A 16,380-nucleotide genomic window follows, 5' to 3' on the forward strand; every position below is an offset into this window, starting at 1 on the left:
GACCGGGGCCACCGCGCACCGCCGGGTCTCATTTCGCGGACGTTCCGCCGGTGGTGGTGAACAGGTTCTTCAGCGTCTCGTCGCGATTCGCGCCGGTCAGCACGATGGAGTTCAGCGAGTCGAGCAGGGCCTTGCCGGTCTCACCGTCCCAGTTGGGGACGAGGGGCAGCAGCCGCGACGAGGCGAGCTGCTTCGTATAGACCGCGACCATCGGGTCGGCGGAGAGCTTCTCGTCCTCCAGCGCCTTCGTGACCGTCGGGAGCTGCCCGTCGGACTCGTACCACTTCACCTGCACGTCGGGCTGCGAGAGGTAGTCGAGCAGCTGCAGAGCGCCCGCCTTGTTCTTGGTGGAGCCCCAGACGCCGAGGTTGGAGCCGGCGAGGAGGGACGTGTCCTTCTCGGCCGCCGGGACCGTCGTCACGTTCCACTTGCCGGCGAGCTCGGGAGCCGCCTGCGAGATCGCCGCGGCCAGGTACGGTCCGCTCACCAGCATGGGCGTCGTGCCGGTCACGAACCCCTGGGTCTGGTCGAAGTCGCTGTTGGTGGGAACGCTCTTGTCGGCGTAGAGGCCGGTGTAGAGGTCGACCGCCTTCTCGAACGCGGGCGAGTCGAAGTCGATGGTGCCCTTCGAGTTCACGATCTCACCGCCCTGGTCCCACGTCATGATGACGGGGAGGGCGCTGTCCCACTGCGGGATGTAGTACCCGTACGAGCCGTTGCCGCGCGCGGTGAGCTTCTTCGCGTCGGCGCGCAATTCGTCCCAGGTGGCCGGAGGAGCGTCGATTCCCGCGGCGCTGAGGATGTCGCTGCGGTAGAACAGCACGCGGGTGTCGGACACCCAGGGCACCGAGACGACCTTCCCTCCGATGGCGGTGGCATCGCCGGCGACGCCCTCGACGAAGTTGGATGCGGCGAGGTTCGGGTAGTCGCCGAGCGTGGCGTCGTCGAGGGTCATCAGCGCGCCGCTGTCGGCGTAGGTGCGCAGCTTGGAGAGACCGATCTGGACCACGTCCGGTCCGTCTCCGGAGGCGACGGCCGTCGTGAACTTCTGGTCGACGTTGTCCCACGGGATCGCGACGGTCTTGACGTCGATCCCGCTCTTCTCCTCGAACGGCTTCACCAGCGCGTCGAAGTGGGCGGAGCTGTCTCCCATGACCCAGACGGTCAGGTCCTTTCCGGCGGTCGCGTCGCCGGACGAGCCGGAGGAGGAGCAGCCGGCGAGGGTGGCGGCGGCCAGGGCGGCGGTGCCCAGGGCGAGCCAGCGCATTCTCTTCATCGAGATTTCCTTTCGGGTGTGCAGGGGTGTGCAGGTGGGTGCGGGTGGTGGATGCCGGCTATGGGAGGTCGGCGGTGGTGAGACGGGCGTGCTGCGACACGAGGTCGCGGTACCAGCGGGCGCTGAGCTTGGGGATGCGCTCCTGGGTGCGGTAGTCGACGTAGACGATCCCGAACCGTTTTGAGTAGCCCTCCGCCCACTCGAAGTTGTCGAGCAGGGACCAGATGAAGTAGCCGCGCAGGTCGACGCCGGAGGCGATCGCCCGGGATGCGGCGGCGAAGTAGCCGGCGAGGTAGGCGACGCGTTCCGTGTCGTCCACACCGCCTTCCGGGTCGACGTAGTCGTCGAAGCTGGCGCCGCTCTCGGTGATGTAGACCGGCAGGCCGGAGTACTCGCGGGAGATGCGGAGCAGCACGGCGTACAGCGAGTCCGGGATGACAGACCAGCCGAACGAGGTGGTCGCCGGCTGCGCGGGGGTCTCGCGCACGCCGAACGGGGTGGCCGGGTCGGCCGTGGCGATCACACGCTGGTAGTGGTTGAGGCCGACGAAGTCGACGGGTGCCGAGATGAGCGCGAGGTCGCCGTCGTGGATGAGGTCGGCGAGCCCGTGAGGATCGAGGAGGGCGTGCACGCCGGCGTCGTACTCCCCGCGGTACACCGGATCGAGGAACACTCGGTTGCTCACCGCGTCGAGGCGGTCCGCGGCAGCGACGTCGTCCGGCCCCTCCCCTGGGACGATGTCGGTGACGATGTCCGTCACTCCGACCCGTGCACCGGGTAGAGCGGAGCGCAGGGCACGGAGGGCCAGCCCGTGCGCAAGGTTGAGGTGGTGTGCGGCCGCGGTGGCGAGCCGGAGATCGCGCCGGCCCGGCGCGTGGGCTCCGTAGCCGTAACCGAGGAAGGCGGAGCACCACGGCTCGTTGAGGGTGATCCAGTCGTGCGCGAGGTCGCCCAGCGCGTCGGCGACGCGGGCGCTGAACTCCTCGAAGCGCAGCGCGGTCTCCCGCTCCGGCCAGCCGCCGAGATCCTCCAGCGGCTGCGGGAGGTCCCAGTGGTAGAGGGTGACGAAGGGCCGGATGCCGCGCTCGGCGAGCCCCGTCAGCATCCGCCGGTAGAAGGCGACGCCCTCCGGGTTGAGCGGGCCGCGCCCGGTCGGCTGGAGTCGCGACCAGGAGAGCGAGAACCGGTACGCGGTGAGGCCGAGCGACGCGATCAGGTCGAGGTCGGCGTCGAGCCGGTGGTAGTGGTCGCAGGCGATGTCACCGGTGTCTCCGCGATGCGTGAGGCCGGGCATGTGGCTGAAGGTGTCCCAGATGCTCGGGCCGCGTCCGCCCTCGGCAGCTGCGCCCTCGATCTGATAGGCCGCGGTGGCGACACCCCAGAGGAAGTCCGGGGGGAAGTCGACCGGGAGGCCGCTCGGGTCGGTGAGAGTCATGGAACTCCTTCGTTCTTTCTCTAAGTCTTAGAATAAGGTATGGACCAGCGGGACGCAAGAGGCCGGCCCGCAGGCCGGCCTCTTGTCCCTCTGTTCTCAGTACGACGAGTAGACGGTCACCTCATCGATGGTCCACCACTGCGGCGCGACGCCGGTCTGAGTGATCCGGATGTAGCGCGCGGTGGTCGGGGCGATCGAGATCGGCCGCTTCCAGCCGTACGCGATTCCGGTGGCGGAGGTCGACCATGTCGAACCGTCGAGAGACGTCTCCACCGTGAAGCCGCGCGGGTAGTCCCACTTCGAACCGCTCGCGGTCTGCACGGTCACCATGGCGACCGTGCGGTTCGCGCCCATGTCGATCCGGTACCACTCGCCGCCGGCCATCGCCTGCCCGCTCTGCCACGACGTGCCGTTGGCACCGTCGATGCCGGCGGCCGCGGACGAGCCCGCTGCGGTGGTGGAGGCGGTCGCCGTCCACCCGGTGTGACTGATCGCCGTCGGCGAGAAGGTGGACAGCCCGCCCGCGTACTTGGCGATCGTGCCGACGAACCGGGTGTTCTGGGTGAAATTCGACGTTCCGAACTGGGCCAGCTTCGACTGGAACGTGGTGGCGTCGTCGCTGTTGATCACCGGGACCGGCTTGCGGTTGTCGTAGTAGAGACCCCAGTAGGCGAAGCCGTCGTCGGCAGAGCCTTTGACCTTGTACGACCAGTTCGACCACGAGACGCTCGACGCGTTCAGGCCCGCCATGAACCGGGCCCAGACATCGTCGTTGTAGTAGAGCGAGTACTCGCCGTACAGGATCGGAACCCCGGGGTTGGAGAGCTTGGCCGCGAGGCCGCCCAGCTCGTTCGTCACGAGCTGGTTCTGCGCCGTCCAGTCCTTCGAGTTCGGCATGTCGTAAGGGTGGTATTCGTAAACGACGTTGGTCCAGCCGTAGGTCGACGGCGGCGCGATCTTGTCGAGGCCGAAGAACGCCCCGAGGAAGATCGTGTGGTCGGCGTCGATCGCCCGGACGGCGTCGTAGAGGCGGTCATAGTACGCGCTCTTCTGTGCGACGTCGTCCGTGTCCTCGCCGTAGTCGATCAGCGGCTCGTTGATGAGGTCGTAGCCCGCGACGGCCGGGTTGCCGTTGTAGCGCGTCGCGATCTTCTTCCAGATGTCCTCGACCCAGTTCTGGTAGGTGGCACTGCCCCAGAACCCGTTGGGGTTCGGGCCGATGCGTCCGCAGGAGCCCCACGGGCAGCCTCCGCCCGGCACCGTGTGCAGGTCGATGAGCGTGTAGATGCCGCGGGAGGCGGCCTGGCTCACGACCCAGTCGATCTTGGTCCACGGGTTCGACTTCCACGTGCCGTCGAGGTTGAGGAACACGTTCCAGCCGATGGGCACGCGGATGAAGTTCATCCCGGTGGCCTGGATGTTGTCCAGGTCGGTCGCGGTGAACCAGGTGTCCTGATGCGTGCCGACCACCGAGGCGGTCGTCGCTGTGCCGAACCGCGAAGTCATCGTGTTCGTCAGCGAGTAGTCGTCGTTGTAAAGACCGGCGGTGAGCTCGCCGATCGACCACCAGTTGCCCGCCGACCCGGTCTGCGTCAGGCGCACGTAGCGCGCGGCCTGGGCCGTGAACCCGATCGTCGTAGCCTTGCGCGTTCCGACGCCGGAGGCGACGGTGCTCCAGGTGGAACCGTCCCGCGACAGCTGGAGGCTGTAGCCGCGCATCCAGTCGTCCTCATCGGTGGTGTTCTTCGCCGTGTCCGTCGTCACGTTGTTGAGCGTGACGAGTGCGCCCATGTCGACGGTCACGGTCTGCCCGGGCGCTTGGGCCGCCCCGGTCGTCCAACGGGTTCCGGTGTTGCCGTCGAGCATCGCGGCCGGGGTCGCCCCGACCGACGAGACGACGGACCAGCCGCCGCGGTCGAGGGAGGTGCCACTCGAGATCGCGACCTCCGCGACCGACCACCACTGGGTGGACGTCCCGTTCGAGACGATCCGGAGGTAGCGGCCGTTCTTGCTGCCCTGGAAGTCCGCCTGCGTGACCCGGTTCGAGCCGTATCCACTCGCCACCTGGGTCCAGGTGGTGTTGTCGTAGGACGTGAACACGTCGTAGATGCGCGGGTAGTCGTTGGCCGTGGCCGCGCCGGCGTCGAAGAGCACCTTGTCCATGTCGACGTTGCGGCCGAGGTCGATCGTGAGGCTCTGCCCGGGCGCCTGGGCCGCACCCGTCTGCCACACCGTCGAGGTGTTCCCGTCGAGGACCATCTGCGCGGTGGTGCCGGGCGCGCTCGCGGAGGCGGTGGCGGTGTGCGTGCCGTTGAAGAGCACCGGGTCGCTGTAGAGGTTGACCTCCCCGACCGACCACGGCGTCGCCGCCGTGACGGTCTGAGTAGCGCGAACGTACCGGGCGACCTGCGGAGTGAACTTGACGGTGGTCAGGCCGTCCGTCCCCGCCTGGGTGGCGACGCTCGTCCAGGTGGTGCCATTGGCGGACGTCTCGATGTTCAGGGCGCGCGGCCACTGGCCGGCGTTGGCCGTGTTGTCGACGGTGAGCCGGTTGAAGAGCGTGTTGGCGCCCAGGTCGAGCCGGATCCACTCCCCGCCGGCCTGGTTGGCCCCGGTCGTCCAGCGGCTGGTGCCGGAGCCGTCCAGGGCGTTCGCGGCGGTGCCGGCCGACGCGGTCACGGTCCACCCGGTCCGGTCGGCCGCGAACTCGCCGAGCGGCGACATCCAGTCCTCTTGCGTGAGCCAGCCGCCGATGTTCGTTCCGCGGAGGTTGACGGTGGATCCGGTTCCCGACGCCTTCTTCAGGACGTTCCCGTTGGCCTTCAGGAAGTCGGTGGCGGTGAGAGCCGCGGCGTTGGCCGCGGTGACGGGCAGGACGGCTGTCGCCGCCACGGCCGCGGCTGTCACCAGCGCGGCCACTACGTATCGTTTCACGATCCTCCTTGATCGGTACGCGGAACGTCTGGTCGTTCCGTCGCACGTCAGCATCGCGAGGAGCGTGCCACTTTGTCAAGAGCTTAAATTAAGACCAACCGAAAGTGGAGTTCACACTATCTCCCGTCGGTTGCGGCGCACGAGCTCCACCCCGACCCCCGCCGCGACCAGGGACAGCGCGGCGATGACGAGTGCGGGCAGGCCGATGCCAGAACCGGTTGAGGCCAAGCCCGTGGGTGCAGCCGGGCGTGCGACATCCGCTTCGAGCACCTGGAACCAGACCGTCGCCGCCGGGTCGACGATCGACGGGGTCACCGAGCCGTCCGCGGCCACCGCGTCCGGACCCACGAGGTGTGCTTTCACAGCCGCCGAGTAGTTGCCCGCCGCGAACTCCGAGTCGACCGTACAGGTCACGGAGTCTCCCGACGCGATCACAGAGCTCGGGCAGTCGAGCTGTCCGAGCGCGTCCCCGGTCAGGGAGGCGATCGTCAGCGGCGCATTGCCGGTGTTCGTGATCGTCAGCGACACCTTCTCGGACGTCCCGGATGTGAAGACCGGCCCGGGCGCCGTCACCGCGCTCTTCCCGTTCACCGTTGCGGTGATCCGGGCACTCAGGATCATGCCGAAGTAGTGGGCTTGGGCCGCGCTGGTCACGGTCGTGACGCCGGGGTCGCCGCCGCCAGGACCGGACGGAACGACATTCGCCGTCGCCGTCACGATGCCCGTGTGATCGCCCGCTGTCGCCGGGGCGCTCGCCGAACACAGAACCGTCGAGTGCGGGGCGATGGCGGTGGCGGGGCAGTCGACGGTGAATCCGTCCTGCGTCAGGTCCAGGCCGCTGAGCGCGGTGTCGCCGTTGTTGACGACGGTGTAGGTCCACGTGACGGAGTCGCCGACGCGCACGTTCGGGCCCGGTGCCGCAGAGGCGTCGACGCTCTGCACCGCGGCGAAGACCTGCAGGTCGGCGACCCGCTCGGCGAAGCCGTAGCCGGTGGCGTCCTCTCCCGCCGCGAGGACAATCCCGGTGATGGTGTTGGCCGTGCTCGAGGAGCCGCCGTCCGACCCGACGACCGTGCTGCCATCGGCCCAGTTGCCGGGCTGTGTCTCGACGAGCGTGTACTCGCCCGCGGCGAGACCGCCGAAGACGAAGGATCCGTCCGCGTTCGTCGTCGTCGTGCGGCTCGCGTCCCCGCCGAGCGTGACCGTGACGCCCGGGATGGGGTCCTCGCCGGCGTCGCGCGCACCGTTGTCGTTCGCGTCGTGCCAGACAGAACCGCGGATGATCGACAGCGGGATCTCGGCGAAGTCATATCCGAAGGCACTGTTCTGGAGGTCGATGGCCGAGATGGCGGACGGTCCTGCCGTGCCTCCGGCGGAGCCGACCACGACGGCGCCGTCGACGTAGGGTGCACCGGCGGACAGCGTCTTCTGGACGCTGTAGGTCCCTGGCGCGAGGTCGGTGAAGCTCCAGAGTCCCGTGCCGTCGGTCGTGATGTTCCCGACCACCGCACCGCCCGCGTCGCGGAGCTCGACCACGGCGCCGGGGACGCCGGCCTCTCCCGCATCCTGCACGCCGTCGCCGTCGACGTCGCCGAAGACCGTTCCCGATATGGCCACGCCTGCGCGCTCCCCGAAGGTATAGCCGGTGGCGGATGTGCCGGAGCCGAGGACGATGCCGGTCATGATGTCGTCGGCCACGGTCCCGCCGCTCGTGCCTGCCGCATCCTTGCCGTCGTAATAGGCGGAGGGCTGGGTCTCCGTCACCGAGTACGCTCCGGGCAGCAGACCCGTGAACGCGTACGAGCCGTCGGGGGCCGTCGTCGTGCTGAGCGTGACGGCAGCACCGAACAGGTCGGTGCCGGTCAGGCGCACCTGCACCCCGGCGATCCCGTTCTCACCCGCGTCCCTGATGCCGTCGTCATCGCCGTCGACGAACACCGAGCCGGAGAGCTGCGCCGCCGTGACCTCGCCGAACAGGTAGCCGGTGGCGTTCACACCGGCAGCGAGCGCGATGGCCGAGATGGAGTTCGAGCCGCTCGTCGCGACGACCGTTCCGCCCGCGGTGCCCGCGACCTCCCTGCCGTCGAGGTAGGCGGCCGGCTGCGTCTCGGTCAGGGTGTAGGTCCCCGGGGCCAGTCCGGTGAAGGAATAGGTGCCGTCGGCGCCGGTGGTGCGCGTCAGTCCGCCGGTCAGGCCGACTGTGACATCCGGGATGCCCGGCTCGCCCGCATCCTGGACGCCGTTGCCGTTCGTGTCTTCGAACACCGCGCCGGAGATGCTGGCGGCAGGGATCTCGGCGAACGTGTAGCCCGTGGTTCCGTTGGCGGCGCCTGTCGTGATGCCGCTGATGGTGTTCGACCCGGCGGCACCGGAGGCCCCATTGGTCAGCGTCGTGCCGTCGACGAACGCATTCGGCCCGCCGGGAACGGTGCTCTGGTCCTCGGTCACGGTGTAGGTGCCGCTTCGCAGCGCTCCGAACGTCCAGCTGCCGTCCGCCAGCGTCACGGCTGTGCGCGGAGTGATGGCGCCGGAGTCGTCCGTCCCGGTCAGGGTGACCGTCACGCCCGCGATGCCCGGCTCACCGGCGTCCCGGGTGCCGTCGGCGTCCAGGTCGGAGAACACCGCCCCGGAGACGAGGTTCGGTTGGAGTTCGCCGAAGAAGTAGCCGGTGGCGTTCTGCGCGGTGCCCAGCACGATGCCCGTCACCGTGTTGGATCCGATCGCGCCGGCTACGCCGCCCGCCGTCCCGATCGTGATCTTGCCGCCCAGTCGGGCGCTCGGGTTCGGCGTGACCTTCACGGAGTACGTGCCCGGTCGCAGCCCGGGGAAGGAGTACGCACCGGAAGCGTCGGTCGTGCCGGTCGCGCTCACGGCGTTGCCCAGGTCGTCGGTGCCGGTCAGGGCGACGGTCGCACCCTGCTCGCCGGTCTCGCCGTCGGCCGTGTCGAGAGCGCCGTCGTTGTCGGCGTCGTCGAAAACCGTGCCGGCCAGCGAGGAGGTGGCGAATCCGACGTTCTGCGCGATCACGGAGCTGTTGAGCGCGAGGTCGACGTGGAAGACGCCGGTCGGTGCGGTGGTGTGGTGCTGCGGGTCGTAAGTGATCGCGTACGCGTGGTTGAGCGCGCGGACGCTCGCCTGGTCGACGGTCACGTCGTACGATCCGGCCCGCAGGTCGGCGAACGTGTAGCCGCCGTCGCTGCCCGTGGTGACGGTGCGGTTCACGGCGCTGCCGTCGTCGGCCGTGCCCGTGATGCGGAGGGTCGCACCGCTCAGGCCGGTCTCCAGCGCGCCGCCGACGACACCGTCGCCGTTGATGTCCTTCCACACCGTGCCGGCGATCGAGGATCCGACGACCTGAATGCTGTCGCCGGGCAGATAGGCCAGCGACGAGATGTTGATCGCCCGGGCGTACGCGGTGTTGCTGTACAGGTCGCCGGCCTTGTTGCCGTTGGTGGCGAACCTGAGCGTGAGGTTGCGGGTCGCCGTCGGCGCGAGCGATCCGGAGATCACACGCAGCGCTGTCGCCGAACCGACATCGGCCGGGCATCCCGCGGTGCCGAACTGGGCGGCCAGGCACCACTTCGTGGTGCCGCTGGCGAGGTTGGTGGCGTCGTACGGGTCGTTCTTCACCGACGCGGGCGCGGCCATCGTGTAGTAGAACGTCGTGCCGGTACGGGACGGATAAGGGCCGTTGGCGTTCGTCGGGAGGGCGTTCGGCGATCCGGCCGACGACAGGGTGTCGTCGGTGGTGATCGACGTGAGCTTGAGCGTGCCGGAGTAGTGCGAGGCCGGAGTGCGTCCGTCCCCGGTGGTGGGCAGCACGTCGATCAGGTCGACGCCGTCCAGCGTGATCGAGGTCTGGTTCGAGTAGGTCAGCCCCCAGCCGACCTTGCTGCCGCCGACCCCGTCCACCGAGTTCGGTTCGATCTGCGACGCCGTCGCCGACAGCGACCCGATCAGCTGCACGGCCGCACTCCCGATCTGCAGCGCCCGGAAGTTGTACGGGCCGAGCAGGCCCTGCCCGGCACAACCGCTCCAGTCGGCGGCCTTCATGAGCGTCGCCGTGGTTGCCACAGGGACGGTGGGCGTCGCAGGGATACTGAAGCTGACCCAGTTGGTCGCCGAACCGCAGAGCGGGGTGCTGTCGAGCGAGGTGCCGTCCGGCGCGACCGACTGGCCGACCACCCCGTTGTAGTTCGTGCCGAGCGGCGCCGACGTCACCGCCTGCGCCTGGTACGTGATCGAGGCCGGGGTGGTCGGCTGGTTCGACGTGTTCACCTTCGCGGACTGCGTTCCGAGATCCCAGACGATCACCGTGCCGCCATCGGGCTGCGCGAGCACCTGATCCGGATTCCGGGACGCGGAGCCCTGGAGATAACGCATGCCGGCCGGCAGGTAGTCGACGATCCGGACGGGTGCTGTGACGTTGCCGGGGACGGCGGGATCCGCCGGCAGGTCCTCACCGAAATACAGGCGGGGGTTAACCGTGTAGGTGGCTGTGTCCTGACCCACCGTCGCGATCTGGACCGTGGTCGGCGACACCGTCTTGCTCGCGATCGTGACGTGGGCACCCAGTGTGCCCGCGACGCGGAGGACGGGCGCCAGCGGGATGGTGGTCGACCACGCACCCGTGACGGCTTGCGGGTAGGCGAACGATCCGGCGTCCGAGACCGGCGTGGTTGCCAGGACGAGCTGGCCGGCCTTGCTGCTCGCATCCCGGTAGGTCGTCCGCGCGGTGAGCCGGAGCTTGATGCCGACGTTGGTCCCGGGCATGACCGCCCCGGCGGTGAAGGTGACCCGCACGCGGTTGATGACATCGAAGGGGTCGGTGAGGCCCTTCCCCTGGGCGTAGGCGACGATCGCCGGATCGTTCGGGTTCGTGACCCAGCCCGTCGCGCCGCCGGTGTCGTCGCAGGCTGCTCCGGTGAGGGCTGCGGTGCTTTGGGGCGCGTTGGTGGTTCCGTTCGCGACATCGAGATCGCCTGCCGCGTACTGCACGGTGAAAGCCGACGGGTCGATGGTGACGTCGGTGGTCCCGTTGTACGTGGCCGAGGGGTGGTACGCCGGAGGCAGGGCCGGCAGCGACGGGTCGCCGTCGGTCACACCCAGCACCGAAGCGCCTCCCGCGAACGTGGCGAGCTTCGAGGTGGTGCTGTCGAAGACGTCGCAGAGCTGGACGGGGTTCTGCGGGATCGCGCCGGTGTTCTTGAAGTTGATCCAGCTGATGTAGTTCGCGCCTCGGGAGACTGTGGAGATCGGCGAGGGATTATTCGTGACACCGGCCGTCGCTCCCGCATCGGCCGTCGCGCGCTTGGACGTGACATTCGCGTCCGCCGCGTTGATGGTGAAGGTCCGCGCGTTGTCGGCGGTGGGCTCCGTCGCGGATCCGAAGTTGCTGACGCCGGACACATCCGTCGGGTCGAACCCGGTGACGGAGAACGGGATCGTGTTCGTGCCCGCGGGCACGGCCGACGCGGGCATCCACAGCATGACCCAGATGTTCGCGTACAGGTTGCCCTGGGTCGGCGCTCCCGTCGGGTTGGCCCACGACACGGTGACCGGCTGGTTCGCGCCCGCCTGAGCGCAGGAGACGGCAGCCGCGACCGACGGGGAGTTCTGGTTCGAAATACCGACCGCAACATTGCGGTAGGTGCCGACTTTGGTCGCCGACGCGACGCTCTGGCTTCCGCAGCCCGTGCCGTACTCCGCCCAGTTCAGCAGCTGCGTTCCCGCCGGCTCGCCGGAGGTGTCGATCGAGAAAGTGACCGGGCCCTTCAGCGGCGAGTAGCCGCCGACCGCCGGTGACTTGCCCGCCACGACGGCGACGCTCGTAGGAACCGCCCACCCCTGCTCGCCTGTCGCCGAGTAGTACGGGAAGGGCAGCGGGAGGATGTTGCGGATGGCGCCGTTGGTCTCGGTCACATTCCAGAGCGGGGCGTTGGAGACGGTGAACGTCGCCGACGACGCGCTGCTCGCGACCGGGGTCGGGGTGCCGTTCGAGGCGATGGTGCCGTCGACGGTGAACGTCGTCCCGTCCTGCGGGGTGGACTGCACCTGGAACGTGAGCTTCAGCACCCCGTCGCCCGACAGCGACCCCACGAGGCAGGTCAGGGTGCGGCCGTCCGAGCTGACGGACGATCCGGCGGACGCGCAGGCGGACGGGAAGGAGGGCCACTTGGCGATCGCGTTCCCGTTTCCGTCGGTCGGAAGCGTCGAGACGATCTTCACGCCGGTGTCGCTCGCGCCGACGTTGAAGGTGAACACGACATCCGCCGTGTCGTAGCTACGGACGATCTGGTCGGTCGCGGCCAGGGAAACGTCGTAGCCGGGGCAGTGCGTCTGGGGCGTGGGCTGTCCCTGCGTCACGCCGGCGCACGATGCCGGGAGGGAAGCCGCCGTGTCGGCCGCGGCCGTTCCCGAGTTGCCGCGCGTGACGGACATCGTCAATGGCGACGCCATCGCGGGCGTGCCATCCACCAGCGCGATGGATGCGACGGTCGCGACGATCGCGACCGCCACGAGAACAGAGCGGAGAGACCACTTCGGACCGGCCATCGGCACGGACGCCCCCCTTCAGGCGCTGAGTGACGCGAGGCGATGCGCCCGCAGCGTCATCCTGACAGCACCTGGGCGTCGGCCGTGAAAAAATGTCATGCGTTATTTCACCCCAAAATGGGGGGCGGGCGGAGGCCGGCGATTCGCGAGCAGAGCGTACCCCGAATACCCGGCCGGGCGGCCCGTTTTAACCCCCACTTCACCCCAGCGAGGGCGATATCGGGAACACGAAAAGGAACGGCCACACGTGCATCCCCGACCGTCCGAGCGCGTCGGGTAGACCGCTCGGTACGATGGGGGCATGGTCGTCGACACGGACTCGGTACAGCAGGCGGAGTTCCGGCGACAGCGGGCGCTCGCAGGCCTCGGCATCCTCGATTCGGGCCCGGAGGCACGGTTCGATCGCATCACGCGGTTGGCCCAGCAGCTCTTCGACGTGCCCATGGTGAGCATCACGCTCATCGACCAGAACCGCCAGTGGCGCAAGTCGCAGCTCGGCCTCGGCCCCGAGGCGCCGCGCGAGGGCGCGTTCTGCGACGTCACCGTGCGGCAGGATGCCGCCCTCATCGTGAGCGACGCCTCCGTCGACGAGCGGTTCAGCGACAACCCGTTCGTCCTCGGCGACCCCCACCTCCGCTTCTACGCGGGCGAGCCGCTGCACGCCCCGGGCGGCGACGCCGTCGGCACGCTGTGCGTGCTCGACACGGTGCCCCGCGAGCTCAGCCCCCAGCAGGAGCGGGTGCTGCGCGACCTGGCGGACTGGGTGCAGGCGGAGCTCGACCGCGACGACGAATTGGACCGCGCGGCCATCGCACAGAAGGGGCTCCTCCCCCGGCGCCAGCCTCGCGCACCCGGCTTCGATGTCGCCGCGGCGTGCGAACCGTCGCGCGGCGTCTCCGGCGACTTCTACGACTGGTACGACGTCGACGACGACTTCTGCGTCTCGGTCGCGGACGTCATGGGCAAGGGAATGGCCGCCGCGATCGTCGCCGCGTCCGTGCGCACCGCGCTCCGCAGCGCGATGGACCTCGCCGACCTGCAGGCGTCCGTCGAGGCGGCCTCGCGCGTCGTCGAGGAGGACCTCGACCAGCTGGCGACGTTCGTCACCCTGTTCCACGCGCGGGTGCATCCCGACGGCGCCATCGACTACCTGGATGCGGGCCACGGCCTGGCCATCGTCGTGCGACACACCGGGAGGTTCGAGCGACTGACCGCCGGATCCCTGCCGCTCGGCCTGCCGGTGTTCGAGCCGCGGACGCCGGGACGCATCCAGCTGGGCCCGCGCGACGCCCTCCTCTGCGTCAGCGACGGCGTCCTCGACGCGCTCGGCGGCGAGCAGGCGTTGACCCGACTGGAGGCCATCGTGCGCGGGTCTGCCACCGCGGCTGGCGCCGTCTCGCGCATCCTCAGCGCCGCCCGGGCCGGCATCCCCATCGACGACATGACGGCCGTGGTGGTGCGTCGGAGCGGCCGGTGAGGCCGGTGCTGCTGCGCGTGGTCGCGCTGCTCGCCGTCCTCGCGGGCGTGAACTACGTGGTCTGGCGGTGGCTCGCGTCGGTCAACTGGGAGGCGTGGTGGATCGCCGTCCCGCTCGTCATCGCCGAGACGTACAGCCTGGTCGACACCTTCTTCTTCGGGCTCACCATGTGGCGCATCCGCATCCGGAACGGTCCGGACTCCCCGGCAGCCGGAACCGTCGACGTGTTCATCACGACCTACGACGAGCCGGTCGACCTGGTCATGACGACAGCGGCCGCGGCCCGGCGCATCCCGTACCCGCACACCACCTGGGTGCTCGACGACGGCGACCGGCCGGAGATGCGCGCCGCCGCGGCTCGGGAAGGCGTCGGCTACATCACGCGCACCGAGGACTGGACCGACAAACCGCGCCACGCGAAGGCCGGCAACCTGAACAATGCCCTGCTGCAGACGGACGGCGAGTTCCTCCTCATCCTCGACGCCGACCAGATCCCCGAGCCCGCGATCCTGGAGCGGACGCTCGGCTACTTCGCCGACCCGAAGGTCGCTCTGGTGCAGACGCCGCAGTACTTCTCGAACGTCGATGACGCCGACCTGCTCGGCAATCAGGCACCCCTGTTCTACGGCCCCATCCAGCAGGGAAAGGACGGCTGGAACGCGGCCTTCTTCTGCGGGTCGAACGCCGTGCTGCGCCGCGACGCCCTGATGCAACTCGGCATCTCCGGCTACGTCCGCGACGTCGAGCGGACCGTGCGGACATCGCTGCGCGCCGCCGAGCGGATGCTCACCAAGACCGAGCGCGCCTCCCATCTCGACCCGGAGGCTGCCGCCCTCGTCGGCGAACTGCGCGGACACGTGCGCGAGGCGAGCGAAAGTCTGCGCGCCGGACGGAGCGTCGGTGAGGTGACCTTCCGGCTCCGGGAGCAGGTGGATGCGGTCTCGCGCGCCGCCGTGCGCGGCCACCTGACCTCGGTCGAGGCGGACCTCGCGGCGATCGCGCAGCTGCCCGTCCAGGCCGACTCCGAGCTGCCGGCGTTCGTCGTCGACGAGGTCGCGCTCGACCGCCTGGCGGAGCGCGACTGGTCGCCCCTCGGAGCCATCGAGTCGGTGCAGAGCATCACCGAGGCCCTCGCCGTCGACCGTCCGGACCAGGCGCAGCCGGTCATGCCGATGGCGACGATCTCCGTCACTGAGGACATGGCGACAGCGATGCAGCTGCACGCCAACGGCTGGCGCAGCGTCTACCACCACGAGCTGCTCGCCACGGGGCTCGCCCCGGAGGACCTCGGGACGATGCTCAAGCAGCGACTGCGCTGGGCCCAGGGCACGCTCCAGGTGATGCTCAAGGACAACCCGCTCCTCAAGCGCGGGCTCGACGCCGGGCAGCGGCTTATGTACTTCGCGACGATGTGGAGCTACCTGGCCGGCTTCGCCGCTGTGGTGTACCTGGCCGCACCGGCGATCTACCTGCTCGCGGGGGTCATGCCGGTCACCGCCTGGAGCGTCGACTTCTTCGCCCGCTTCATCCCGTATTTCGTGCTGAGCCAGCTGATGTTCCTGATCGGCGCCCACGGCATCCGCACATGGCGCGGGCAGCAGTACGCGCTCGCCCTCTTCCCGCTGTGGATCAAGGCGTGCTGGACCTCCGCGGCCAACGTCTGGTTCAAGCGTCCCCTCGGCTTCGTCGTGACGCCGAAGGAGCGCAACGGCCGTGCACCCGTCCCGTGGCGCGAGATCTGGCCCCAGCTGACGGCGATGGTGCTGCTCGTCATCGCCGCGATCGTCGGAATCCTGCGCGTCATCGCGGGGACGGCCGACGGCGTCGGAACATTGGTCAACACGGTGTGGGTCGTCTACGACCTGGTCGTGCTCAGTATCATCCCCCGCGCCGCCTTGTACCGAGGCCCCGCCGCCGACGCGGCGAGGAAGGAGAACCTCCCACGATGAACATCACGACGACACTCCGCGACGACGGCGTCGCCGTCCTCGCGGTGGAGGGGCGGATCAACCTCGTCAGCGCCCCGGACCTCCGGCGCGCCGTGCAAAGCGTCGTGGACGAGGGCAGCGCGCGCGTCGCCGTCGATCTCAGCGCCGTCGAGTTCATCGACTCGTCCGGGCTCGGCGCCCTGATCAGCGGCCTGAAGACCGCCCGCACCGCCGGTGGCGATCTGCGGCTCGCGGCGGCGACCGAGCAGGTCACCAGCGTGCTGCAGCTGACCAACCTCGACCGCATCCTGCGCGTCTACCCGTCGCCGGATGACGCGTACCGTGACTGAGCCGTTCCGGGATGCGTTCCGGGCGCCGGCCGATCTGGAGACCATCGGGCGGGTCCACGAGACCTTCGAGCGCCTCGCGGAGCAGCGGCCGGAACTCTCGGCGCAGGTCCGCGGCGCCTTCGAACTCGCCGTCGTCGAAGTGGTGACGAATGTCGTCACTCACAGCAGAGACGACCGGCCGGTCCGGGTGGAGCTCGTGATCCGCACCACGGAGGGTGGCCTGGAGGCGATCATCACGGATGACGCGCCTCCCGCCGACGTGGATGTGGCCGACCCGACCATGCCGGAGGCGGAGGACCTCGCAGAATCCGGCCGCGGCCTCGCGCTGGTGACCATGCTCGTGGACCGCTTCGAGCACGACACGCTCGACGGAACCGGCAACCGCTGGCTGCTCGCGCTCGGCTAGACGAGGGCCGGCCGCCTGG

General features: G+C 69.4%; 8 protein-coding genes. 4 read left to right on the plus strand and 4 right to left on the minus strand.

Annotated elements, in window-relative coordinates:
* Positions 1-28: 28 nt before the first annotated feature.
* The 4 genes from ACF1AJ_RS10750 to ACF1AJ_RS10765 all read right to left on the minus strand — a co-directional run bounded on the left by ACF1AJ_RS10750 (position 29) and on the right by ACF1AJ_RS10765 (position 12,200).
* Positions 29-1,276, minus strand: a complete 1,248-nt coding sequence (locus ACF1AJ_RS10750; protein WP_391507298.1) for an extracellular solute-binding protein — start codon at positions 1,274-1,276, stop codon at positions 29-31.
* 58 nt (positions 1,277-1,334) lie between these two features.
* Positions 1,335-2,711, minus strand: coding sequence for a GH1 family beta-glucosidase (locus ACF1AJ_RS10755; protein WP_391507299.1), 1,377 nt, complete (start codon positions 2,709-2,711; stop codon positions 1,335-1,337).
* Positions 2,712-2,807: 96 nt separating this feature from the next.
* Complete coding sequence (locus ACF1AJ_RS10760; RefSeq protein ID WP_391507300.1) at positions 2,808-5,645, minus strand: discoidin domain-containing protein; 2,838 nt, start codon at positions 5,643-5,645, stop codon at positions 2,808-2,810.
* Between the two features lie 111 nt (positions 5,646-5,756).
* Positions 5,757-12,200, minus strand: coding sequence for a beta strand repeat-containing protein (locus ACF1AJ_RS10765; RefSeq protein ID WP_391507467.1), 6,444 nt, complete (start codon positions 12,198-12,200; stop codon positions 5,757-5,759).
* A 301-nt stretch (positions 12,201-12,501) separates the two neighbouring features.
* Here ACF1AJ_RS10765 and ACF1AJ_RS10770 point away from each other — a divergent pair, with 301 nt between their 5' ends.
* The 4 genes from ACF1AJ_RS10770 to ACF1AJ_RS10785 are packed head-to-tail and all read left to right on the plus strand — an operon-like array spanning position 12,502 to position 16,361.
* Positions 12,502-13,677, plus strand: a complete 1,176-nt coding sequence (locus ACF1AJ_RS10770) for a PP2C family protein-serine/threonine phosphatase (RefSeq protein WP_391507301.1) — start codon at positions 12,502-12,504, stop codon at positions 13,675-13,677.
* Positions 13,674-15,626 (plus strand): glycosyltransferase family 2 protein, encoded by a 1,953-nt coding sequence (locus tag ACF1AJ_RS10775; protein WP_391507302.1) that lies wholly within the window; start codon positions 13,674-13,676, stop codon positions 15,624-15,626. Before ACF1AJ_RS10770 ends, ACF1AJ_RS10775 begins: the two co-directional genes overlap by 4 nt.
* Positions 15,623-15,955: an STAS domain-containing protein gene (locus ACF1AJ_RS10780; RefSeq protein WP_018189541.1), complete on the plus strand. Its 333-nt coding sequence runs from the start codon at positions 15,623-15,625 to the stop codon at positions 15,953-15,955. The genes ACF1AJ_RS10775 and ACF1AJ_RS10780 overlap by 4 nt, the downstream gene beginning before the upstream one ends.
* Positions 15,948-16,361, plus strand: coding sequence for an ATP-binding protein (locus ACF1AJ_RS10785; RefSeq protein ID WP_391507304.1), 414 nt, complete (start codon positions 15,948-15,950; stop codon positions 16,359-16,361). The genes ACF1AJ_RS10780 and ACF1AJ_RS10785 overlap by 8 nt, the downstream gene beginning before the upstream one ends.
* Positions 16,362-16,380 lie beyond the last annotated feature (19 nt).

It is taken from the genome of Leifsonia sp. NPDC014704, from assembly GCF_043083605.1.
GTDB lineage: Bacteria > Actinomycetota > Actinomycetes > Actinomycetales > Microbacteriaceae > Leifsonia.